This window comes from Psychrobacillus sp. FSL K6-1267 (genome assembly GCF_038003265.1).
Taxonomy (GTDB): domain Bacteria; phylum Bacillota; class Bacilli; order Bacillales_A; family Planococcaceae; genus Psychrobacillus; species Psychrobacillus faecigallinarum.
The window spans coordinates 515,779-540,315 of record NZ_JBBOOR010000001.1 but is presented as its reverse complement, the minus strand read 5'-3'; the positions used below and the strand labels follow the sequence as shown (position 1 = coordinate 540,315).

Below are 24,537 nucleotides of genomic sequence, written 5' to 3'. Positions count from 1 at the left end.
TGTCCAAAAATTCCATATAGTTTCTTTATGATAATGATAATCGTTATCACTAATTTTATCAACTGTTAGTTTGGAGGTTTTGAAATGGTTCGCCTTTTTACAGAGGATTTGTCTATAGGTTACGGCGAAAAACTCATAGTGAAGGATCTTTCTGTACAGATTCCCGATCAAAAAATTACGACGATTATCGGACCTAATGGCTGTGGAAAATCCACCCTACTAAAAGCTATCACTCGGATTATTCCCCATCACTCTGGCTCCATTGTTCTAGATGGCAAAACAGTCTCAAGGGAAAACACTAAAGTACTAGCTAAAAAGATGGCGATCCTTCCGCAAACTCCTGAGAGTGCAAGTGGACTCACAGTTGGAGAGCTTGTGTCATATGGTCGATTCCCCTATCAAAATGGGTTTGGACGCCTAAGCCAAAAAGATTATGAAGTAATTGATTGGGCTTTGGAAGTAACTGGGACGATCAATTTTAAATATCTACCAGTAGATTCACTTTCAGGCGGACAACGCCAAAGAGTATGGATTGCTATGGCTCTTGCACAGGAAACCGAAATCATCTTTTTAGATGAGCCAACCACTTATCTGGATATGGCACACCAATTAGAGGTATTAGAGCTTTTACAAAAATTAAATCAACAAGAAAAGAGAACAATTGTAATGGTTTTACATGATTTAAACCAGGCGGCTCGTTTTGCTGATTATATAATTGCACTAAAAGGTGGACAAATTGTTAAAGCCGGAGATTGCAATGAAGTTATTTCAAAAGATGTGTTAAGAAATGTGTTCCAAATTGATGCAGAAATAGGTAAAGATCCCCGAACAAATAAACCTATGTGCATCACTTATAACTTACTTAAGGGAGAATATAAAATATGAAAAAGCTATTAATGCCGTTTTTAATTTTACTTATATTAACATTAGCTGCTTGTAATAGTGATGAGTCTAGTAATACAGACGCAAATAGCAATAATGATAAAAATGAAACTGATACTATTACATATGAATCCGAGGAAGGCCCTATCGAAGTTCCTGCAAATCCGAAACGTGTGGTAGTAGTCTCTACCTATGCGGGAAATGTAGCTTCACTTGGAGTAAACATTGTTGGTGTGGACGCTTGGGCTAAATCAAATCCTCAATTTAATGAATACTTTGCGGATGTAGAAGAGATTTCAGAAGAAAATCTGGAAAAAATCATTGAATTAGATCCTGATTTAATCATTGGACTTTCCACTGCTCAAAATCTTGATAAATTAAAAGAGATTGCTCCTACAGTAACTTTCACATATGGAAAAGTAGACTACTTGGAACAGCAATTAGAAATAGGAAAGTTATTAAACAAGGAAAAAGAGGCTCAGGAATGGATTGATGATTTTAAAGAGCGTGCACAAAAAGCTGGCGAAGAAATAAAAGCAAAAATTGGGGAAGATGCAACTGTTTCTGTCATTGAAAATTTTGACAAACAAATTTATGTTTTCGGCGATAACTGGGGACGAGGGACAGAAATTCTCTATCAGGAAATGAATCTAGCAATGCCTAAGAAAGTACAGGAAATGGCTTTAAAGGATGGATATTATGCCTTATCATTAGAAGTTCTTCCTGAATATGCAGGAGACTATATCATTTTCAGCAAGGTTTCCACTCAAGATAACTCTTTCCAAGAAACAGATGTATATAAAAATATTCCTGCAGTAAAAAACGGACGTGTCTTTGAGGCAAATGCAGAAGAATTTTATTTCAACGATCCAATTTCATTAGATAATCAGCTAGAATTTTTTAAAGAACAATTTTTGAACAGTAAATAAATATGTTGGAGGGATTCATATTAGGAATTCCTCCTTCTTCATGTTAGGAAAGGAATAATAATATGAAATCTTCTGCGCATTTCAGTTTAAAATTTTTAATCGGGGGCCTGTTGCTTATTGTTGTGTTTTGTTTAGCTTTGGTGCTCGGAGCTGCTCAAACAACTGTGCAGGATGTATGGAATGCTGTTTTCTCTACTATCAAAAGTGATTCTATTAATATACTGCGAGAAATACGTCTTCCTAGAGAAGTTGGAGCAGTTTTAGTAGGGGCTGCTCTGGCAATTTCAGGAGCTATTATGCAAGGTATAACACGAAATCCTTTAGCAGATCCTGGTTTGTTAGGTCTGACCTCAGGAGCAAATGCTGCGTTAGCGGTAACTATTGCCCTTCTTCCTGCAACCAATTACTTGGGTATTACAATCGCCTGCTTTATAGGCTCTGCTGTGGGGGCCATCATGGTTTTTAGTATAGGGGCAGCAAGAAAAGGAGGTTTTTCTCCTTTACGTATTGTTCTTGCGGGGGCTGCAGTTTCTGCTTTCCTGTATGCAATTGCAGATGGAGTAGGTATCTATTTTAAAATCTCTAAGGATGTGTCTATGTGGACTTCAGGAGGCTTAATAGGTACATCTTGGAGTCAGCTACAAATAATCTCCCCTTTTATTATTTTAGGGATATTGGTTTCACTGCTTCTTTCCAGACAGCTAACAATTTTAAGTTTAAATGAAGAGGTAGCAGTTGGTCTTGGGCAAAGAATACTTTTAGTGAAAATGGTACTCTTCATAGTGGTTATTTTACTTGCTGGATCTTCGGTGGCACTTGTAGGGAACATGGCTTTTGTTGGGCTGATGGTTCCACATATAGTTCGAGCTATTGTTGGAACGGATTATCGATTCATCATCCCTATGTCAGCAATAGTAGGAGCCATTCTTATGGTTCTTGCCGATACGATTGGGCGCACCATAAATATGCCTTATGAGACTCCTGTTGCTGCAATCATTGCTATAATGGGCTTACCCTTCTTTCTAATCATCGTACGAAAAGGGGGTAAAGTATTTCAATGATTCATCCAAAAACAATAAAAAAACAACGAATACTATTTTTTAGTCTTCTTGCTTTAATCTTATTAACGGCTTTTCTAAGCGCTGGAATCGGCTACTCTTCCCTATCCTTTAACCGGTTGTTGCCAACTATTCTAGGGAATGGGTCTTTTAAAGAGGAATTTGTATTTTTTTCTGTTCGCTTACCTAGAATTATTATTACCTTATTAGCCGGAATGGCTTTAGCTCTATCCGGTGCAATTTTGCAGGGAGTTACTAGGAACGATTTGGCTGATCCCGGAATAATTGGGATAAATTCTGGGGCTGGTGTTGCAATTGCTGTTTTCTTTCTCTACTTTCCTATACAGCCTGGCTCCTTCATATATATGCTTCCTCTTGTAGCATTTTTAGGAGCTTTAATAACAGCATTTGTCATTTATATTTTTTCCTATAATCGAGAAATTGGATTGCAGCCTGTTCGTTTAGTTCTCATTGGTGTTGGTTTTTCAATGGCTCTTTCGGGATTAATGATTGTTATTATTTCCTCTGCGGAGACGCAAAAGGTCGACTTTATAGCTAAATGGCTAGCAGGTAATATATGGGGAGCTGATTGGCCATTCATTTTAGCTCTTCTTCCATGGCTCATTGTTTTAGTTCCTTTTACTATGTATCGTGCTAATCGCCTAAATCTCTTAGGTTTAAGTGAGCCCGCTGCAATTGGAGTAGGCGTCTCTATTGAAAAAGAACGTATTATTTTTCTTTTAGTAGCAGTAGCTCTAGCTGCGTCAGCAGTTAGTGTAACTGGAGGAATTGCTTTTATAGGACTCATGGCTCCACATATAGCAAAGTCTCTTGTAGGCCCACGTCATCAGCTGTTTTTGCCTATTTGTATTCTTTTAGGTGGCTGGTTGCTTCTGTTAGCAGATACTATCGGAAGAAATGTTATCGAGCCGAGTGGCATCCCTACCGGAATTGTAGTCGCGTTAATAGGCGCACCTTACTTTATGTATTTGTTATTAAGGAAATAAATGATTTTTTTTAGAAAAAGCATATGTATATTAAATCAAAGTGAGTGATTTCCGCTTTAGTCGGACGCTTTCCGCGGGGTGAGCGATAAGCCATCCCCGTCGCTTACGCGTCGTTTGGGATGTCTTATCTGTCTCACTCATCCCGCTGGAGTCGCCGCCTGTCGCTCCAATCAACAAAAAATAAATTGCTTGCAACAAAACAAGCTACTACATAATTATTTCATTTTTGTTCTAGTTCACTAAACTAGAATATCTTCGAGCTTTAAGAATAGTAATTGCGCTTTGGTTATGGCTATCAAATTGTAAATGTAACCTCAAAGGTTGTTTTGTTACTTTCAACACCAGATTTGTCCGTAATGGTAATATATTATTTATAAATTTCTCCGCTCAATAAAAACGTCATGAGCATTAGGTCTTGATCTATTTAGAATGTCTATATAAAAAAGATAGTGTGATTTCACACTATCTTTTTTATTATTTTCGATTATTTAAGTAGTCTAGCATTTTCTTTGGATAGTCAGTAAAAATGGCATCTATTCCTACTGACATTAACATATCCACATAAGCCTCTTCATTTACAGTGAAGACGCGTACTTTTTTTCCACTTGCTACTGCTTCTTGTCCCATTCTTCTAAATACCGTCGGAAAGAAAGTGTGCAAGGCATCCGCTCCTACAGCCTCCGCATATAAATGTGGGGCCACCATCACTTCCATGAATAAGATAGCTGTCTCCACCTCTGGAGCCTTCTCTTTAAAACTTTGTATCATTTCATGATTAAAGGAGGAAATAACGACACGATTTACTAATCTATAATCTCTTAACATATTGATTGCTTTCTCTTCCATTCCTTCGTATGGAAAAACGTCAGACTTCAATTCAATATTAATATGATGATGAGTATCCTTAAACACATATAAAACTTCTCTTAGAGTGGGGATCTTTTCACCTTTAAATTTTGATGAGAACCATGCACCAAAATCGTAGGATTCTAATTGCGCTAGCGTCATATCCTTCACATAACCTTGTCCATTGGAAGTTCGATTAATTTTCTCATCGTGGATAACTACAAGTTCTCCATCTTTTGTCATATGAACATCAAATTCTACTCCATGTACAGGTAAAGCTGCTGCTGCTTTAAAGGCCGAAATAGTGTTTTCAGGATGCGTTCCAGATGAGCCTCTATGTGCATAAATTTTCATAATATACCTCCCTCATATTTGTTATAGTTAGTATATCTTTTGATGGAACAATATGTAAATGGATTTTATTATCATGTCCTGACTAACCTAACCTTTGTCTGAAAATGCGACTTGCTAAAGCGAGATAAATGTAATTTCTCTTCAAAAAAACCTCTTATATAAAGAGGCAGGTTCTATATTCTCGGTGGAATCTTTATGTATTTACGCTTAGGTGGACGAGTTTTTTTTAATATCATCCATTGTAGAGTGATTTGAATTTTTTGTTTTACGTGGGTAATCCGCATTGAATGTAACCTTTTGTCTGAATTTTTCATTGTTACATGATGTTCGTTTAACCCCAATAAGATCTCTCCTTTACGATTGAATGTTTATACATTCATCTTATAGTGATAGTATGAAAAGAATATAGTGGTTATGTTTAGACTTTGTAAATGTTATCTTAATCTTCCGTGTTCAGCTCAATTAGTGTTATTAATTCACTGTACAAAAAAGGGTGATCCAGTTTCTTGGACCACCCTTTCCTTTAATTTTTTCTTCTATAAAAAAGAGTATGCGCTGCTGTTTGAAAGCCTTGTTTTTGATAAACTGATAGCGCTATATCATTATCGGTTTCTACATCCAAATAAACTTGTTGTTTCCCTAAAATGTATGCCTCATGCTTACACCAATTTAACAGAGCCTTTGCTACTCCCTTACCTCTTGCATCATTATGCACGGCTAAACCTGTAATCCATAGCTGTTCTTGGTTATCTACCGTCGTAGCAGTACCTAATACTTTATTAGCTTGCTTTGCAAGCATCAGCTTTCTATTTGGGGTTTGCAAATTAAAGGATATCATTTCTTTTGCTTCTTCTTGAGTGTCACCAAATGCACTCTTCAGAACATTTATAAGCTCATCTCCTTCATTTACAAAAGGAGCTATTTCAAATTCACTTTTCGTTTGTTCAGGAGCAGTATTCGCGACCATGGTAATTTCTGAAATCTCATGAGAGTATCCATTACTTGTCAGCATATGTTGACCAATCGTCGCAGTACTAGGAACTAGAGCGATATCGGCTGTAGCTCCCCTTAGCTCTAAGTTTCTATTGAGCTCCTGGAACATTTTGCTTGCTATGCCTGCTTTTCTTGCACTCGGGAGTACCAAGGCACTCCATTCATAATCTATTGTTCCTAAACGATCTATGGCAGTTAAAATACCGACTAATTGGTCTGAATCATCATTATAAACTAATATGCAAAAACCTTTCAAAAAATAGTCCGTTAACTCTGTAACGTTTAACAAACGACTATAATTGATTAAATCTACATGAGTAGCTTCATCCACTAATATTTTTATTTCCTCTAACGTTTCACCGTCAACTGGAATTGACACAGTCATAACTGATATGTCCATGTACATACTTCCCTTCTAAATCTTTGAATTCATCAGCATACTATAAAAACGACCTTGCGTATTTATAAGTTCCTCTTGTGATCCTGATTCTATCAGCTTTCCATTTTCCATGACAAATATTAAATCTGCTTTTCTTACCGTATTTAAGCGATGGGCTATTACAAAACTCGTTCTACCTTCCATCAATCTTTCCAGTGCTTCTTGTATTTTAAGCTCTGTTACAGTATCAATGCTCGAGGTAGCTTCATCTAACAACAAGATTGCTGGATCTGCAACTAAAGCTCTTGCAATAGAAAGCAGTTGCTTTTGCCCCTGACTTATCTCACTGCCATCTGCCGATAAAATAGTATCATATCCATTAGGTAGCTTCGTGATAAATTCATGTGCATTCGCTTCCTTAGCTGCCTGAACAATTTCTTCATCTGTCGCATTTAGCTTTCCATATTGTATATTTTCTTTTACACTCATTTCAAAAAGGAAAGGATCCTGCAAAACAAAAGCAGTTTGGCTTCTTAAAGTATTTCTAGGCATTTCATCAATAGCAATATTATCAATTAAAACCTTACCATCATTTGCTTCATAAAACCGAGCTAATAACTGCATAATAGTTGTTTTACCAGCACCCGTAGCACCTACTAAAGCAGCAGTCTGACCTGCCTCTACCTTGAAGGACACATTATCAATAGTTGGTTTTTCATCATCTTTATTGTATTTAAAGGTTACGTTTTCAAAAACCACATTACCTTTGAGCTTATAGTCATTATTATCTACCGCTGTATCCTTTTCTTCTGGCTCATCAATGATAGCAAAAACACGTTCAGCTCCTGCAATAGCTGAGAGCACAGTATTAAACTGGTTAGCTAAATCGTTTAAAGGTCTAGTAAATTGACGTGCATATTCCGTAAAAATAACAATTTCTCCGATAGACACATAACCATGGTAAGCTAGTACTCCTCCCGCAGCTGCAACCAATGTAAAGCTTGTATTGTTCAAAAGGTTCATAACCTTAGGTATAAATCCAGAATATGTAAGCGCCCAAAATCCAGTTCGTTTTAGACGTTCACTTTTAACCGCAAATTCCTCTAGCATACGCTGCTCCTGAGAGAATGCTTTGACAATTCGCTGTCCGGAAATGGTTTCCTCAATCATCCCATTCAATTCCCCCACTGCCTGCTGCTGTTCCTTGAAAAGTTTCGATGTTCTTTTGGTAATCCATTTCATCGCAAAGAACATTACTGGAACAATGACTAATGTCACTAGCGTTAGTAGCGGACTTAACATTAGCATAACGACCGTAGTTCCAACTAAAGTTAAAACGCTAGAGAAGACTTGTATAAAGGAGGAGTTTAACGTCTGACTAACGTTTTCAATATCGTTAGTCATTCTACTCATAAGCTCCCCATGCTGACGCTTATCGAAAAAAGACACCGGGAGTTTTTGAAGCTTATTAAACAAAACTGTACGAAGTCTATAGATTGTTTGCTGGGAAATTCCAATCATCCAATAGCTTTGTAAATACATTGAGATAGAAAGAAATACATAGACAATTATTAAAATGCCAATTAAGCTTGCTAGACCTTCAAACACATTTACCGAAATATATTCATCAATAATTACCCCTATTAAATATGGTCCTAATAAGGATAGGGCTGAACTAACTACTACTAACATCAATACAACAATGAGTAAAAAGCGCTGTTCATCCACTAGCTTCCAAATGCGACTAAGCACACCCTTCCAATCCGATGCCTTATCAATTTTCTTTTTGTTCTTCTTTTTCAAATCTTCCTTTGTTATAACCGGCTCATAGCCAAAAGGTTTACGAATGAAGTTCATCTTGTTCGTCCACCTCCTGTTGCGATTCTGCAATCTCTCTATACAGAGGAGAATTTTTCATTAGCTCATCGTGCGTGCCATATGCCGATACTTGCCCTTCCTCTAGAAGAAGTATTTGATCTGCACCCTTAGCAGTTCTAATTTTTTGTGTTATTACCAGCATTGTAGCATTTTCTCCTTCTAAGGCTTCCCATAAGGCATTCTCTGTAGCTACATCTAACGCACTTGTACTATCATCAAATAGTAAAATCTCTGGCTTACGCACTAATGCTCTAGCAATAGAAAGCCTTTGCTTTTGTCCTCCAGACAAATTAACTCCTTTTTGGCCTACCCTAGTATCGTATTGATCAGGAAACTGCTCAATGGAATTATGTATTTGCGCCTGCTTCGCCGCTTCTTTCAATAACTCCTCTGTAGCCATCGAGTCTCCCCAGCCTAGATTTTCTTCAATACTACCTGTAAAGAGGATCGATTGCTGAGGTACTAGTCCAATCACTTGTCTAAGCTCTTTTAAAGACCATTGCTGCACTTCTTTTTCGTTAACCAATATCCCGCCTTCTGTCGCATCAAAAAATCGTGGGATTAAATTGAGCAAGGTAGATTTACCTGAACCTGTTGCACCCATGATGGCAAGCTTAGAACCAGGCTTTACTATAAAGGAAACATCTTGTAACACAGGGTTCAACGTTTCTGGGTATGTAAAGGAAACATTTTGAAATTCTAATTTACCAATACTAGAAGGCTTTTCTACTATTTGGCTATCAATATTTTCAATGCCATCTTCAACTAACAGCACTTCTTCCATTCGTTCAGATGAAGCTTTTGCACGTGAAAAGAATATGATAATGAAAGAAAACATAGAAAAAGCACCCGTCATTCGCATTGCATAATTGACGATTGCAACCAGCTCACCAATTTGCGCGCCACCAGTTTGAATTTCCTTTGCTCCAAACCATAGTACTGCCATTAAGCTTACATTCATAACAAACAAAAGAACTGGAAGTATTAACTCCATAATTCGAAATGCTTTTACATTGTCTACTTTTAGAATGTCTGCGACTTTTCCAAATCTACTAGATTCGAAATCACCTCTTAAATAAGCCTTTATCAAACGAACTGCCTGCAGGTTTTCTTGAATCTTACGTGTAACACTGTCCACGCTTTTTTGTACTTTGGAAAACAATGTTAATCCTTTTCGACTCATTAAATAGAGAAAGACCAATAGAAATGGTGCACCAATAACTAAATATAGTGCTAGCTTTGGATGGACGAAAAAGGACATTATAATACTTCCTACTACTAGTAATGGAGCTCTAAGCATAATTCGGAGACCCATAAATATAAGATTTTGAGTAATCGTAACGTCACTTGTGAGTCTAGTGATTAAACTAGACGTTGGAAATTTTAGAAAAGTTGTCATCGTAAAGGACTGGACTTGTCGAAACAAGGCCTGACGTATATCGTAGCCATAGCTCTGCACTGCATGAGAAGCTATGAAAGTATTAATAATACCAGCAAAAAATGCCACGATAGAGAGGACCAACATAATACTTCCCCAAAATATGATAGATGATTGGTCCCCCGCGACGATACCATCATCTATAATAACTGCAATTAATAGCGGCTGAATGAGCTCTACCGAAAGCTCAACTAGCATAAAAAATAGCGCAGCAATGACAAGCCACTTATATGGCTTTAAATAAGAAAAAATGGTCTTCATCTAAAACACTCCTAAATTCTTCGTCACTCGAATTAATTTACTGTAAAATCTATTATGCCATATCCCATAGCTAATAAATAGAAAAAAAATAATAATCTGTTTATTTGTCGATAAGGAGATATAAAAGCATTCTATCCTCTTCTTTTTTTAAGTTTTTTTAATAAATCCAAATTGACATCACCCGCTACCGAAAGCCACGTCACAAATAAAAGCATGACTACTACACCTGTGTATTGCCAACCGCCTAGGATTTGATTAAACCAAAATACTGATATAATCATCGCTGTTAAAGGCTCTATACTAGATAAAATACTTGTCTCCACCGCTGTTATGTATTTCATGCTTGAGAGGAACATAACAAATGCAATAGTCCCCATAAAAATAATCAGTACCACGAATATAATAATTGGATATTCCAACAATTCATTCCATTGACTAGTGCTCCAAATTTGAGAGACAGTTGATAGGACAATCCCACCAATTAGCATTCCCCAACCAACAACAACGAGTACACCCCATTCTTTCATCAGCCTAGCTGGATAGACGGTATATATTGAAAAAGCAATACCAAGCAATAACCCCCAAAACAGCGCCTTGTTGCTGATTAATAGTCCACCTATTTGTGCATTAGTTAGCAATAAAAACAATCCAACCAGCGTTCCTATTATTCCTATCACCTGATACTTAGGAGGAAAGACCTTCCCCTTACAGGAAACGTACATAATAATATAAATAGGACCAAGGAATTGTAGAAGCGTGGCTATAGATGCATTACTAGCCTCAATTGCTGCAATAAAAGTGTATTGAATTCCTAGCATCCCTAGTATCGCAAAAATAAATAATTGCTTTAACCAAACGGGCTCCTTCCATATTGCAAACACTTTTTTTCTTTGTAGCATTAAAAAGATTAGTATACTCATTCCAGCCACAATCAGTCGGACTGTTAGGAAGAATGACACGGTTACTTCACTATTATGTAGAACCCATTCCATCATTGGTCCTGTTGCACCCCAGAGAATAGAACCTAAAATAATTAGAAAAATTCCTTTTCCTCGTTCCATTTTAATCACCCTCCATTAATGTTTTAATATTTTCACAGGTAATATAACCTATATTATTTTTTTTTATGAATATATTGTTCTAGGCTAATGACTATATTCTCTAAATTCTGTATAATTACTTATAGATAATTTTTATGGGGGCCTGACGATGTATCTGCAAGCAAAAGAACTAGATTTAAGTGAAGCTGTGTTGAATCATATACCATATCCGACCTTTTTAACAGACCAGGATGGTCTAATCGTTTGGTGGGGCTATGAAGCTGAAAAGCACTTTGGTTATACTTCCGAAGAAGTAAAGGGTGCAAGATTACCTTTTTTTAACGATTATACTCTCGGTCATCTATCAGCTAAGTGGGAAAAGATTATGACGAAGGAAGAAGCAATTCGTATTAATCCAGTAACCCTGTACACAAAAGACCAGCAGTTATTAAAAACAACGCTTATAGTAAAATCCCTTTCTATTAACAATGCTACGTATGCTTTATTCCAATTGGATTCCAATCGAATAAACGATACTGATCAAACAGCATCATTTGAATTAGACTTACTGAAAAAAGCACTTTCTCAAAGTTTTATGGTCCTATATTTGGATAAAGAAGGACTGATCATGCATGCCAATGACCTGTTCCTGAAGAAAAGTAATTGGACCCCAAAAAGAATCATAGGAAAATCCTTTTGGCAGCTTTTCCCTAATACACCCGAGCATATAGCAGTGGCAGATGAAGTAATGAATTGCATTCAAAGAGGAAATACCTACCAAGGCACCGTAGAAAAAATGACAAAAGACGGAACTAACTATTGGGTTGAATTACTAGCAATTCCTATAACTGATATTGAAAATAATACGCTGTACTATCTACTTTTGGAAGAAGAAGTTACGGAAAAAAAATTATTACAATCACGACTTGAGGAAATTGCTTACGTAGATGCTGAAACAGGGCTAATGAGCAGACATCGTTTAGAAGAAGTTGTAAACGAGCATATTGAGGAACGGAAAAACTTTTCCTTTGTTTTTATTAGCATCAACCATTTCTATACACTAAAAGAGATTTTGGATGTAGAAACAGAGTCATTGTTAATGGTTGAACTAACGAAAAGGCTTAAAATTTACTTTGAAGATTCAATTATTGCCAGAGCGGGAAGAGATGATTTTGCTATTATCACTCCTCTAAGCGATTGGTATATTGAAGGATTTATACATTTCTTAAAACAAAATCCTATTTATTTAGAAAACAAGGCGATCCCAATTACAGTAAGTGGAGCTATCACTAAATATCCTGAAGATCAACAAACCTATTTACATCTCTTGAAGGCTACTAATACAACTCTTCAAAAGGTAAAACTAGAAGGCGGAGGCATTATATCTTCTCTTTCTCAATCAGACCATCATAAGCTTACAAGAACGCTCCAAATTGAAAAGAGATTAATAGAAGCACTGAATCATAATGATTTTCATGTTATGTACCTACCTCAACGTAATGTTGCTACCGGAAAAGTCACTTCTGTAGAAGCTTTAGTTCGTTGGAAGGACGAGGTTCTAGGAGTTATTCATCCAGATGAGCTAATTCCAATCGCTGAAGAAACGGGCCTTATTAATGACATTGGCACTTTTATGCTCGAAAAAGCATGCCAACAGGCCGCAATATGGAAACAAAAGGGTTTAGGGATAAAAGTTAGCTACAACTCCTCTATAAGAGAATTCAGAGATAAAAATATGGTGAAAACCGTTCGCTCTGTATTGAAAAAATATAATTGTCCATCCGACTTGATTCAAATAGAGTTTACTGAGAAGTTTGCATTGGAAGCAGAGGCAGAGAAAAAAATTATCCAACAGATGCAAACACTCCATCAAGAAGGAATTACTTTTGCATTAGATGATTTTGGAACTGGTTACGCATCTTTAAGATACTTGCAGTTACTGCCAATTGGTAAACTAAAAATTGATAAATCCTTCGTGAGCTCAATTATGCAACAAAAAAAGCTACAACAGCTTATTCAAGGATTAATACACTTCGGACAATCTCTAGATGTTATAGTTGTCGCTGAAGGTGTTGAAACCAAGGATCAGTTTAACCTGCTTAGTGAAATGGGCTGTGATGCGGTGCAAGGCTATTTTATTAGCGAGCCTATTACTGCAGAGGAAGTTGAAAGGCTAATTATGTTAAACGAGGTTTAATACTGCTATTAAATTTACAGAAGAGGTCGTGACTTGATCACGGCCTCTTTCTTTTCCTAAAATATTTTTAGTTCCCTAACCATAAGTACCTTTTTTCACTATAGCTCAATAAGCACTCCTGGGCGTGCTAATTCAATCGCATGGTTTCCTTCATTCAAAGCGCTAGCTAATAGCTCCTCTAACTCTCCATAATGTGGAAGATGGGTTAAAATCACCTTTTTAGCCTTCGACTGATAAGCCAACATACCCGCTTCGCTCGAAGTCATATGTCCTGAAGCACTCCCGTCCATGCCATCGTATAAGCTACTTTCTGCGATTAAGAGGTCAGCATCAGCTGCAAATTCTATTAGTTTGCTAGTGTAGCTAGTGTCCGAAGTATATACAATCTTTTTATGTCCACTTTCAATTTTAATACTGTACGTTTTAATTGGGTGGTTATTTCTCATAAAAGTGAACCTAAAGGGACCAATATGCAACTCGCTATTTTTATCGATAGTGGAGAACTCGCAGTACTCTATCTCCTCTACCCTACGTTTCATTTCCTCATCATCTGGTCCATATACATGTAATGCCTCATCTGTATTACCAATTTTTGTATTAACTAGTCTCGAAAACAAATAAGCACCAATATCACTAAAATGATCGTAATGATAATGGGATAAAAGCACGTGATTTATATTGTTTAAATCCACATATTTTTGAACATTAGTTAATACCCCACTTCCACAGTCTAATAGTACTTTAAATTCATCCTGTTCAATTAAATAACCCGAACAAGGTCCGTTCTCTTTAGGAAAACCGCCCCACATTCCTATAACTCTACACTTCATAAACTTCCTCCTTCAATTAATAACCTTACCTTCTCTATTCAATTCACATTCCTAAAACACCTTCTAATCCAATAGAAAAGCGCATGCGCCTATAACTGCCACGAATAGCAAATAAAAATTCAAATTTCCGCTTTCCGTGGGGTGAACGAAAAACACACCGTCGCTAACGCGTCGTTTGTTATTGCTTATCTGTCTCAATCATCCCACTGGAGTCGCCTGCCGCTCCAATCAGTTACAAGTTAAATGTTCTTTAGAGAATAAACATTGGAAAAATGGCTTTTTTATAACTCAAATAAAAGGTCACTAGTTATCGAAATATAATTTTTAAAGATTATTTAATATTGCTATCGAAAAAACCGTGAGTAAGGAATACCATACTCACGGCTTACTAGATTTTCACTTTCATGCTTTTTAGGCTTTTTAACCATATCTGCGTTATAATTTCTGCGAACACTAACCCCATTGCTACCGCTCCGGAAATCATTAGTGCAAGTGCAGCATATTCTACTGCTACTCCGTAATCTTCCTCCACTACATTTCTCATAGCATTATAAGCAGACCCTCCTGGAACAAGCGGAATAATACCAGCTACACTAAATATAATCATAGGCATTTTAAACTTCTTAGCCATTATGTGAGCTACGAATGCGATAGAGAACGCTCCAGCGAAAGAAGCAATAATCGGATCATCATTGAGATACCTCACAAGAGAAAATACTAGCCAACCAACCATTCCTACTAAGCCACAGTAGACGAGGGACTTCCTTGGAGCATTAAAGATAACTCCAAATGCCGCAGCAGCTATAAAGCTTATGATACCCTGTGCTGCAAAAGACATATCCATTCCTCCTTATAAAGATAATATAAATGCTACGCCCGCTCCAATTGCAAAGGCAGTTAGAAAAGCTTCCGCTCCCTTTGAAAGACCAGACATAAAGTGCCCTGCCATTAAGTCACGAACAGCATTAGTAATTAGCAAACCTGGAACAAGAGGCATTACCGAGCCAATAATAATTTTGTCTATTTCTACACCATACCCATAACGAATAGAGAGCATAGCAATCATACTGATAATAAGTGCTGCAAAAAATTCGGCGAAGAATTTCACTCTCGTTTTTTCTTCCAGCAAGTTAGCTACTGCATAGCCAATTCCACCAGCAAACATAGCATGAGGTACATCTATTAAAGGAGCGCCAAATAACCACAGAAAGGCACCTGAAGCAACTGCAGCTGCTGCGATCCGAATCCAAAAAGCATACATCTTATGGTCTTCGTCAATTCTTTTTAATTCAATATATGCTTCTTCCAAACTCATTTCATTGGAGGCTAGCTTGCGGGATACTGCATTCACAAGAGCAATTTTTTCTAAGTCCGTTGTTCTATTATTTACTCTTACTAATCGTGTTGGAAGATTATTTTTGCCACTGAAGAGAATTCCGGTTGGGGTCACAAAGCTTTGGGACTGAGTCAATTGTTGGGACAATGCCATTCGATCCATTGTATCCTCTGCTCGATACGTCTCTGCCCCACTTTCCATCATCAATTTTCCAGCAAGTAAACAGCACTCTACCGCTAGTTCATAATCGGTTTTCAACACTCCTCACCCTCCTTCTACTAACATTACAATTTCCCTTTTTAGAAACGTTTAATCTAATATAACATTTACTAACAAAAAAAAGGTGAATGAGAAGATTTCGAAAAAGAGCTTTTATCTATAAAGCTTAGCGCCTATATTTGTTCCTACAAGATAATAGAAAGAAGTGAGGAAGTAGTTCCTTACATACTTGGTTTATGACGTTCAATGTAATAGAAAAAAATAAAGCCCCAAAAATTTATTACATTTTTGGGACTTTTGAATTTCTATGGTGGATGATGTATCACAGCCTTTTAACTATAATTGCTGCTTAATAGGAAAGTAAACCAATTTCTTTAAAGGTGTTCAGGTTATAGCTTTTCATTTCCTTCAAAGCAATCGTATATAAGAAATCATTTGCATAAATAATTCTTTGAATCATGGATTCCCAATCTTCATATAACTGTGCTGGATTTTCTTTGGTAAGCAGCTCTGCCTTTAAAATGATTCCTGCTTCCGGTGTTATTTCGTAAATCATTGCACCATCTTGCTTATAGCTACTATATTCCTGCCCCTCTAGTTTGTCATAAATAGCCACGGGGAAACCATAGAGATTTTTCTCAACATGTTGGAACAATGCATGATGATCATATTGAATAGGTGAATATGTCCCTTGGCCACCAATTATCTCCGTGTCCACTTCCTTTGGATTTGCAAAGTCGCTAACATCAAAAAGGGATACCTTCATTCCTTCCGTCTGTATTATAGGCTCCTTGCTACCATTTGGTACAAAAGAAGTTGTTTCGTAGCCAAAGCCGATTAGATGGTTTTCCCCTAATGGATGTAGGTAATTACTGAAACCAGGAATTTTTAATTCGCCTAGCACTTTGGGCTTATTAGGATCAGCGACATCAATCACAAACAACGGATCTGTTTCTCTGAATGTTACCATATACGCTTTGTCTCCCATAAATCTTGCCGAATAAATTCTTTCCTCTTTTGCTAAGCCTGTAATAGACCCTGCAATTTCCATGGATTTATCTAATATAAATAAATTATTTTCTGAAGTATTACTTTGGTCCCAAGGATTACCTGTTGTGGTGACTGTTCTAAAATAACCGTTATGCTCATCCATGGAAAATTGGTTAAGGATTGTTCCTGTGAGCTTAGCTGAATCAACAAATTCAACGGAGGTGTCCTGTAGAGAAAATTTATATACCTCGGTATCCATTTCACCAGGGTTCCATATCATTTTTTTACTTGTTCCGGCCTCTCTATTCTTATAAATGACTGAGGTTAAATAAAGATTTTCTGTGGACATATATAATTGCTGACTTCCTCCTAGAAAACTCTTCGTCTGAGCCTCATTCACTAAAGGATTCGAAATATCTAATGCTGTAATAACGGTATAATTCCCATCTAAAGAACCAGGTAAGATTGAGATTTGTTGATAATCTAAAGGTACAGCTTCTTGACTATTCTTTGAGTCATACGTGAATGGCCTTAACTCCGTGTCTTTGTTTTCCTTCATCATCCAATATCTTGGCATTACTGTTGAAACAAGGTAAAGAATATCTCCATTTAAACGTACCCCATTCATATAACCCTCCGAAGCTATTTCTCTCATTAGCTTTGGAGATTTAGGGTTGGAGATATCGTATAGAAAAACACTAGTCATACTTTCCCAAGCAGGATCTATTCGTGATTGAGAATCTCTAGCGTCCAAAGTATGATACACATTCTTTTGCCCAATCACTAGAAGTGTTTTCCCCTTCAATAAAAGTTGACTAGGATAGAATGAATCTGTAAATCGTATCTTATTTTCCATTTTCATATTCTTTCCATCATCAATACTATTAACAACAACGTTATTTTCACTTATAGCAAATACATGAGAACCATTCGTCTGGACGATATCTGCTTCTTCTACTCCTTCAACTTGATTGTTCGTCGTGGAGTAACCCCCGCTTCCAGTAGATTTCGTTTCTGCTTCCATCGCCATGTCTTCGGCTGTTTCTTGTTTTACGTTTTCTCTTGATCCCATCACTAACTTAAAATATGCCTCTAACTCTTCTCGAGACTTTACTGTAGGAAATGCTTCATGGACCTCAAATGTATATTCACTTTTTCCTAGCCTATACTTTTCATCCACATAAAGAGTGTATTTACCTTTTTGGAGTCCAGTTATTTCAATGGACTTCCCTTTATTCGTCAGCTTATAAGCTGCCTTAACCTTATTTCCCGACTTATCCGTTAAGTACACCGCCTCTTTTTCCAAGGCGTCTTTACTGACAGCCTTCGAAAAGTCCGCCTTAAAAATTTGGTTGGATAATACATAACTTTGCGCTGATACCTTTTGATTGGAAAAGTAAATCCAGACAGTACTAACCGTTAAACAAAGCCCTATTGCTATGAAGGATATTAGCCACTTTTTCATTTCGCGCTTCCTTTCTTTTACATTTATTTTAACTATTAGACTGAATTTTTTATAAATAGTTACAATACAAATTTATTGTTTTTTTGTCGAATATTGTTATTAGAATTATAGAGAATTTTCTTACTTTCATATAACATAGATTAAGAGGGGGATGTAAAAAAACAAAGGGGGAAAAATTTTGAAGGCACTTACTCGATTTTCAAACACTTTAATGGTCAGATATCTACCTGATCCATACATATTTGTTGCAATGCTAACTCTATTAGTATTTTTGTTAGGGATAATCTTAACCGATTCTACGCCACTGGAAATGGCAACATATTGGGGAGATGGTTTTTGGGGATTACTATCTTTCACTATGCAAATGGTTGTTGTTTTGTTAGCTGGTCATGTACTGGCAAGTAGTCCGCTTTTCAAGAAAATATTGAGCTCTTTAGCTAGAATTGCTAAGTCACCAGGCTCAGCAATTTTGTTAGTTTCAGTAGTTTCTTTAATTGGCTGTTGGATTAACTGGGGGTTTGGTTTAGTAATTGGGGCACTTTTTGCCAAGGAAATTGCCAAGCAGGTTAAAAATGTAGACTACCGCCTATTAATTGCAAGTGCATATTCAGGATTTATCATTTGGCATGGTGGTCTAGCTGGTTCTATACCACTTTCTATTGCAACCGAGGGTCATCCATTTGCCGATATCATGGGCGTAATACCAACTACAGAGACATTATTTACACGGTATAATTTAATCATTGTAATTGCATTATTTATTTCTGTACCTCTTTTAAACAGATGGATGATGCCAAGCAAGGAAGATACATTGTCTATTGACCCTTCTTTGCTAGAGGAAGAGGTAGTAATAGAAAAATCTACTGAAAAACCTACTCCTGCCGCAAGACTAGAACGAAGCTATTTGTTGACCGGATTAATCGGTCTACTGGGACTAGTCTATTTGATAAACCATTTTATTACTAAAGGCTTTGACTTAAACTTAAATATTGTTAATCTTATTTTCGTTGTGCTTGGCATCATCTGTCACGGCACACCAAAAAACTTTTTATTAGCCGTTAAAAATGCTGCAAGTACAGTTGGAGATATCGTTATTCAATTTCCTTTTTACGCTGGCATCATGGGCATGATGGTTGCTTCTGGTCTAGCTGGAGTTGTTTCGGAAGCATTTATAAGCATTTCTAACGAGCATACATTTTACCTCTTCACTTTTTATGCTGCTGGAATAGTTAACTTCTTCATTCCTTCTGGTGGAGGACAATGGACTGTTCAAGCACCAATTATGTTGGAGGCTGCATCAGCACTTGACCTAGACTACGCAAAAACTGCCATGGCTATTGCCTGGGGAGATGCCTGGACGAACATGATTCAGCCATTCTGGGCTCTACCAGCTTTGGCAATTGCCGGGTTAAAGGCAAAAGATATCATGGGTTATTGTGTATTTGTATTATTATTAAGCGGTGTCATTATTAGCATAGGTCTGTTCTTTTTCTAAAAATATTATTTATACATTCCCCTTATATGCTAAAGAGGATCCCTTTTCATGGGATCCTCTTTTCTTATTCTTCAAACGGCCATTTCGGTAGCATTCTGTTTAACTTTTTATCTTCACGATAGCCAAGCACATATTCTGCCTGCATGATTGTATGGATTTCTCTTGTTCCTTCATAAATGACAGGCGCCTTCGAGTTTCTTAGGTATCGAGCGACCGGATACTCATCGGAATATCCATAAGCTCCATGAATTTGAACTGCATCGTCAGCAGCCTTATTAGCAAAGTCACATGCCTGCCATTTTGCCAAGGAGGTCTCTCTAGTATTGCGTACCCCTTTGTTCTTAAGTTCTCCAACCCGATATACAAGCAGACGGCTCATTTGAAGACCGGCTTCCATTTTGGCAATCATTTGTTGCACAAGCTGATGCTTGCCAATCTCTTTCCCAAAGGTTTCTCGTTCCTTAGCATATTTAACACAGGCTTCTAGACACGCGAGCGATAGACCTGCAGCCCCAGCGGCAACTGTAAACCTACCATTGTCTAAAGAAGCCATTGCAATTTTAAAACCTTCTCCTTCTTCTCCTAGAAGATTCTCTTTAGGCACTTTCATGTTTTCGAAGAAGATTTCCCCGGTATTCCCTGACTTAATGCCATATTTTCCTTTGATGGCCTTGGAAGAAAAGCCCTCCATTGTACGTTCCACGATGAACGCACTAATCCCATGATGCTTTTTAGATTTATCGGTATAAGCAAACACGATAAAATGGTCTGCCGCATCACATAAGGAGATCCAAGTTTTTTGCCCATTTAAAATATAATTATCACCATCTCGAACAGCTATGGTAGACATTGCAGCTACATCGGAGCCAGCTCCAGGCTCTGTAAGACCGAAAGCACCTATTTTTTCTCCCTTAGCTTGTGGCTCCAAATACTTCTGCTTTTGTTCCTCTGTTCCCCATTGCAGTAAGGTCATCGAGTTTAAGCCCGTATGAACGGATACAGCTGTTCTAAAAGCAGTGTCTCCTCTTTCTAATTCTTCACACACAATAGCAAGAGAATTATAGTCCATACCACTTCCGCCGTATTTCTCAGGGATACAAACTCCCATCAATCCCAATTCAGAAAGACGGCTCCATATTTTAGGATCAAACGCACCCTGCTCCTCCCACTTTGCGATATGAGGGATGATTTCGTTATCTACAAATTGTCGAACGGTCTTACGAAGAAGCTCCTGCTCATCTGAGAATTCAAAGTTCAATCTTCTCACCTCTTGCCACATATTCTTTTATTTCTACTCCTCTTGCCGCCATTTCTCTAATATATAACTCCCCTGGTACAATCAGCTCTGGTGTAGAGACTCCTGGTTTTTTAATAACACCATTCCCAATCATTTGTGCTACGACCGAAATAGTGTTTGCTGTTGCGCGAGCCATAGCAGTTTCACCGGATAGAGGGTCCTTTTTGGTTGCCATCTCATACGTATAGATTGTCTCATCACCGTCTTTTTCCCCTTTTACAACAACTCTTAGTAGTACTGCATCCTCTTTGTCTCCAAGGAGAAGAGAAGGTGTAAGTACTTCTTTTAGCACTTCTCGAACGTTGATAATATTGCCACCAGCGTTTACCGTCTTGTTCTTATCAGTAAGACCTAAATCTACTAATAACTTAAACTTTTCAGCGTGTCCCTTGTATCGGATTGTCTTATACTCCAGTGTTTGGACATTTGGAAATGATTTAGTCAGAGTGGATGTACCCCCTGCTGTATGGAATGCTTCTAGCTCCTCATAACCTTCAAACTGAATTGGCTCAACTTCTGTTAAAGAGGCAATTTCCTCTAGTTGGCCATTTCTAATTACATGCGATGGGTCTGTGTAATGATCGAATACTCCTTCTAGGGAGAAAACAATATTGTATTTAAATATCCCTTCAGGCTCAACTGGAATTCCACCCACGTATAGGTGAATATCCGTCACCTCATCTAATTTACTTGCACCGTAGCCAGTAAGTATATTAATCATTCCAGGAGCAACTCCAAGATCCGGTATTAAAGTTATTCCTTTTTCACGAGCCTTTTCATCCAACGAAAGCACCGCATCTGTCGCTCCACCAATATGACCACCGAGGTCGATGGAGTGAACGCCAACCTCTACTGCGATTCGTGCCACTTTTTCATTGAACGAATAAAATAATGCGTTAATCACGACATCTGCCTTTTTCATGACCTCCATCAAATTGACATCGTCGTTTGCATCTAGCCTTAATACTTCTATCTTAGAATTTTGCATCTTCTCTTTAAACATATTTGCCTGTCCCACATCTAAATCACATAAATAAATTTTATCTACATTTGGACTCAAAATTAAATCCCTTGCAGCCTCTTTACCCATTAAACCTGCACCTAATACAGCAACCTTCATATCATTATCCTCCTTATTCTGTGTCTATTTGCGCTCTCTGTAACTTACCGCTGTAATCTATATAGATACTTTTCCACTCTGTATAAACATCTAACGCTGCTACTCCGGAATCTCGGTGTCCATTTCCAGTTCCTTTTGTCCCTCCAAACGGCAGATGAATTTCTGCCCCTGTTGTTCCTGCATTGACATAGACAATACCCGTATCAAGGTCACGCTGCGCTCTAAATATTTTATTAACATCTCGAGAAAAAATAGAACTAGATAAACCAAATTTCACACCATTGTTTACTTCGATTGCTTCCTCTAAGGAATCAACCTCGATTAAAGAAACAACCGGACCAAAAATTTCTTCCTGAGCAATTCTCATATCGGGCTTAACATTAGAGAATAGAGTTGGTGCATAATAGTTCCCTTTTGCTAAATCACCATTGTCTAAAATTTCTCCACCTACTACTAAATTAGCACCCTCCTCTTTTCCTATCTGGACATAAGAGTGTATTTTCTCTAGGGCATTTTTGTTAATAACTGGGCCTACTTTAACGGATTCATCCATGCCGTCTCCTATGGTCAACTTCTCCATTCTTTCAAGAAGCATTGTCTCCAATTCCTTCTTCACATCTTTGTGTACAATCACCCTACTGCATGCTGTACAACGTTGTCCTGCTGTCCCGAACGCGCTCCACAAAATGCCTTCTACTGCAAGATTTAAATCTGCGTCCTCCATAACAATTACTGCGTTTTTGCCGCCCATTTCTAAGGACACTTTTTTCAAGTGTTTCCCTCCGAGTTCTGCCACCTTACTTCCAGTGTCTGTAGATCCAGTAAAGGAAATAACCTTGACATCCTCATGTTCAATCATTGCTGTCCCTACTTCTAATCCAGACCCAAAAACGACGTTTGCCACTCCAGGCGGCAAACCAACTTCTTGGAATATCTTAGCCATTTCATAGGCCATCATTGGGGTTTCAGTAGCTGGTTTCCAAATAAATGCATTTCCTGCCACTATTGCCGGAAATGACTTCCACGTAGCAATCGCAACCGGAAAATTCCATGGAGTTATTAGCCCCACTACTCCAATCGGTGCTCGAACACTCATTGCAAATTTATCTGCTAGCTCAGAAGGTGTTGTTTCACCGAATAACCTTCTTCCCTCACCCGCCATATAAAAGGCCATGTCTATGCCTTCCTGAACTTCTCCCCGACCTTCCTCAATGACTTTCCCCATTTCTTTTGTCAACACTTGGGCAAGATGTTCCTTTCTTTCTTTCATTAGTCTGCCAATTTCATATAGATAGTCTGCTCGCTTTGGAGCCGGAACTAGTGCCCACTTTTTTTGCGCATTGACGGCTGCCTTGACTGCTCTGTCCACATCTTCTTTTGTAGACATCCTTACCTCCGCTAGCTGCTCATCATTTGCAGGGTTCAATACAGCTGTATATGTTGCTTCTCCCTCTTGCCATTCCCCATTAATAAAGTTTGATAATTTCATTTTCCTACCTCTTTCCTTATAAATTGAAAACGGTTTCATAAATATTACATTCTCTAACTTCTATTAAAACCCTTTAAAAAAACTAAAAAATTTGAAAAATTGAAAAGCTGAAACCTTTTATTTTATTGTTCGTATACATATTTAATTACTATGAGGAGGGAAATATATATTGAATAATCATGAAATAGATTACAAATTGTATGGTGACGATATGCAGTTTGTTGAAATTGAACTAGATCCACAGGAAACAGTCGTTGCAGAAGCAGGAAGCTTAATGATGATGGAGGACGGAATCTCTATGGAAACCATCTTTGGCGACGGCTCTGGCAACAGTGGAAGTGGCCTGATGGGGAAATTAATGGGTGCAGGTAAACGTATGTTAACCGGCGAAAGTTTATTCATGACTACCTTTACAAATGTAGGTAATGGGAAAAAACATGTTTCCTTCGCCTCTCCATATCCAGGGAAGATTATTCCAATGGATTTAAGCGAGCATCGTGGAAAAATCATTTGTCAAAAGGATGCTTTTTTGGCTGCTGCTAAGGGAGTATCTGTAGGAGTAGAGTTTCAACGTAAATTAGGTACCGGTTTCTTTGGTGGAGAGGGATTCATCATGCAAAAGCTTGAAGGAGATGGTCTAGCATTTGTTCATGCAGGTGGTACAATTCACCAGAAAGTTTTACAACCGGGTGAGGTATTACGAGTAGACACTGGATGTCTAGTTGCTATGACTTCAGAAGTCGATTACAACATAGAAATGGTAAAAGGCGTTAAAACTGCTCTATTTGGAGGAGAAGGATTATTCTTCGCAACTTTACGTGGCCCTGGAACAGTTTGGATTCAATCCCTTCCGTTTAGCCGTCTAGCTAGCCGAGTATTTGCTGCTGCTCCACAAACTCCTGGTGGTGGTTCTAAGGGAGAAGGTAGTATTACTGGAGGCTTGTTTGATCTTTTAGGCGGTAAATAACGAAAATAGATGTCCATAAATTACAAGAAAGCTTGAATATGTACCCAAAGGCAAGAATGTTGTTTTT

General features: G+C 37.8%; 19 protein-coding genes. 7 read left to right on the top strand and 12 right to left on the bottom strand.

Going from position 1 to position 24,537, the window contains the following annotated elements; genetic code table 11:
• Positions 1-84: 84 nt before the first annotated feature.
• The 4 genes from MHB55_RS02590 (at position 85) to MHB55_RS02575 (ending at position 3,876) form a co-directional block, all read left to right on the top strand.
• The gene (locus MHB55_RS02590) at positions 85-885 is read left to right on the top strand and encodes an ABC transporter ATP-binding protein (RefSeq protein WP_144539930.1); all 801 of its coding nucleotides are present in this window, start codon (positions 85-87) and stop codon (positions 883-885) included.
• Positions 882-1,811, top strand: coding sequence for an iron-hydroxamate ABC transporter substrate-binding protein (locus MHB55_RS02585; protein WP_154311595.1), 930 nt, complete (start codon positions 882-884; stop codon positions 1,809-1,811). The genes MHB55_RS02590 and MHB55_RS02585 overlap by 4 nt, the downstream gene beginning before the upstream one ends.
• A gap of 62 nt (positions 1,812-1,873) precedes the next feature.
• The gene (locus tag MHB55_RS02580; RefSeq protein ID WP_154311596.1) at positions 1,874-2,872 is read left to right on the top strand and encodes a FecCD family ABC transporter permease; all 999 of its coding nucleotides are present in this window, start codon (positions 1,874-1,876) and stop codon (positions 2,870-2,872) included.
• Positions 2,869-3,876: a FecCD family ABC transporter permease gene (locus MHB55_RS02575; RefSeq protein ID WP_144539936.1), complete on the top strand. Its 1,008-nt coding sequence runs from the start codon at positions 2,869-2,871 to the stop codon at positions 3,874-3,876. The genes MHB55_RS02580 and MHB55_RS02575 overlap by 4 nt, the downstream gene beginning before the upstream one ends.
• A 474-nt stretch (positions 3,877-4,350) precedes the next feature.
• Here the strand turns inward: MHB55_RS02575 and MHB55_RS02570 are convergent, their stop codons facing one another.
• The 5 genes from MHB55_RS02570 to MHB55_RS02550 form a co-directional block, all read right to left on the bottom strand.
• Positions 4,351-5,076, bottom strand: a complete 726-nt coding sequence (locus tag MHB55_RS02570) for a glycerophosphodiester phosphodiesterase (protein ID WP_144539938.1) — start codon at positions 5,074-5,076, stop codon at positions 4,351-4,353.
• A gap of 523 nt (positions 5,077-5,599) precedes the next feature.
• A complete protein-coding gene (locus MHB55_RS02565) occupies positions 5,600-6,469 on the bottom strand; it encodes a GNAT family N-acetyltransferase (RefSeq protein WP_195761953.1) in 870 nt (289 codons plus the stop codon).
• A gap of 15 nt (positions 6,470-6,484) precedes the next feature.
• The gene (locus tag MHB55_RS02560) at positions 6,485-8,305 is read right to left on the bottom strand and encodes an ABC transporter ATP-binding protein (RefSeq protein WP_340862487.1); all 1,821 of its coding nucleotides are present in this window, start codon (positions 8,303-8,305) and stop codon (positions 6,485-6,487) included.
• Positions 8,289-10,025, bottom strand: a complete 1,737-nt coding sequence (locus MHB55_RS02555) for an ABC transporter ATP-binding protein (protein WP_340862486.1) — start codon at positions 10,023-10,025, stop codon at positions 8,289-8,291. The genes MHB55_RS02560 and MHB55_RS02555 overlap by 17 nt, the downstream gene beginning before the upstream one ends.
• 131 nt (positions 10,026-10,156) lie before the next feature.
• Entirely contained in the window at positions 10,157-11,086 is a 930-nt protein-coding gene (locus MHB55_RS02550) for a DMT family transporter (protein ID WP_154311604.1), read from the bottom strand.
• Positions 11,087-11,234: 148 nt separating this feature from the next.
• Between MHB55_RS02550 and MHB55_RS02545 the strand changes: the two genes are divergently transcribed.
• Positions 11,235-13,262 (top strand): bifunctional diguanylate cyclase/phosphodiesterase, encoded by a 2,028-nt coding sequence (locus tag MHB55_RS02545; protein WP_154311606.1) that lies wholly within the window; start codon positions 11,235-11,237, stop codon positions 13,260-13,262.
• Between the two features lie 98 nt (positions 13,263-13,360).
• Here MHB55_RS02545 and MHB55_RS02540 read toward each other — a convergent pair whose 3' ends face one another.
• From MHB55_RS02540 to MHB55_RS02525, 4 genes are all read right to left on the bottom strand, one after another.
• A complete protein-coding gene (locus MHB55_RS02540) occupies positions 13,361-14,092 on the bottom strand; it encodes an MBL fold metallo-hydrolase (protein ID WP_154311608.1) in 732 nt (243 codons plus the stop codon).
• Between the two features lie 388 nt (positions 14,093-14,480).
• Positions 14,481-14,930, bottom strand: a complete 450-nt coding sequence (locus MHB55_RS02535; RefSeq protein ID WP_144539952.1) for a threonine/serine exporter family protein — start codon at positions 14,928-14,930, stop codon at positions 14,481-14,483.
• A gap of 12 nt (positions 14,931-14,942) precedes the next feature.
• Positions 14,943-15,689, bottom strand: a complete 747-nt coding sequence (locus MHB55_RS02530) for a threonine/serine exporter family protein (protein WP_144539954.1) — start codon at positions 15,687-15,689, stop codon at positions 14,943-14,945.
• A 307-nt stretch (positions 15,690-15,996) separates the two neighbouring features.
• Entirely contained in the window at positions 15,997-18,102 is a 2,106-nt protein-coding gene (locus MHB55_RS02525) for a beta-propeller domain-containing protein (RefSeq protein ID WP_154311610.1), read from the bottom strand.
• Between the two features lie 178 nt (positions 18,103-18,280).
• Between MHB55_RS02525 and MHB55_RS02520 the strand changes: the two genes are divergently transcribed.
• Positions 18,281-19,597: a short-chain fatty acid transporter gene (locus tag MHB55_RS02520; protein WP_144539958.1), complete on the top strand. Its 1,317-nt coding sequence runs from the start codon at positions 18,281-18,283 to the stop codon at positions 19,595-19,597.
• Between the two features lie 64 nt (positions 19,598-19,661).
• Here the strand turns inward: MHB55_RS02520 and MHB55_RS02515 are convergent, their stop codons facing one another.
• The 3 genes from MHB55_RS02515 to MHB55_RS02505 are packed head-to-tail and all read right to left on the bottom strand — an operon-like array spanning position 19,662 to position 23,503.
• Positions 19,662-20,855: an acyl-CoA dehydrogenase family protein gene (locus MHB55_RS02515; protein ID WP_154311612.1), complete on the bottom strand. Its 1,194-nt coding sequence runs from the start codon at positions 20,853-20,855 to the stop codon at positions 19,662-19,664.
• Entirely contained in the window at positions 20,845-22,014 is a 1,170-nt protein-coding gene (locus MHB55_RS02510) for a saccharopine dehydrogenase family protein (RefSeq protein WP_144539962.1), read from the bottom strand. Before MHB55_RS02510 ends, MHB55_RS02515 begins: the two co-directional genes overlap by 11 nt.
• 13 nt (positions 22,015-22,027) lie before the next feature.
• On the bottom strand, positions 22,028-23,503 hold the full coding sequence (locus MHB55_RS02505) for an aldehyde dehydrogenase family protein (RefSeq protein WP_154311614.1): 1,476 nt from the start codon (positions 23,501-23,503) through the stop codon (positions 22,028-22,030).
• A 169-nt stretch (positions 23,504-23,672) separates the two neighbouring features.
• Between MHB55_RS02505 and MHB55_RS02500 the strand changes: the two genes are divergently transcribed.
• Complete coding sequence (locus MHB55_RS02500) at positions 23,673-24,470, top strand: TIGR00266 family protein (RefSeq protein WP_144539966.1); 798 nt, start codon at positions 23,673-23,675, stop codon at positions 24,468-24,470.
• The last annotated feature ends 67 nt before the right edge of the window (positions 24,471-24,537 follow it).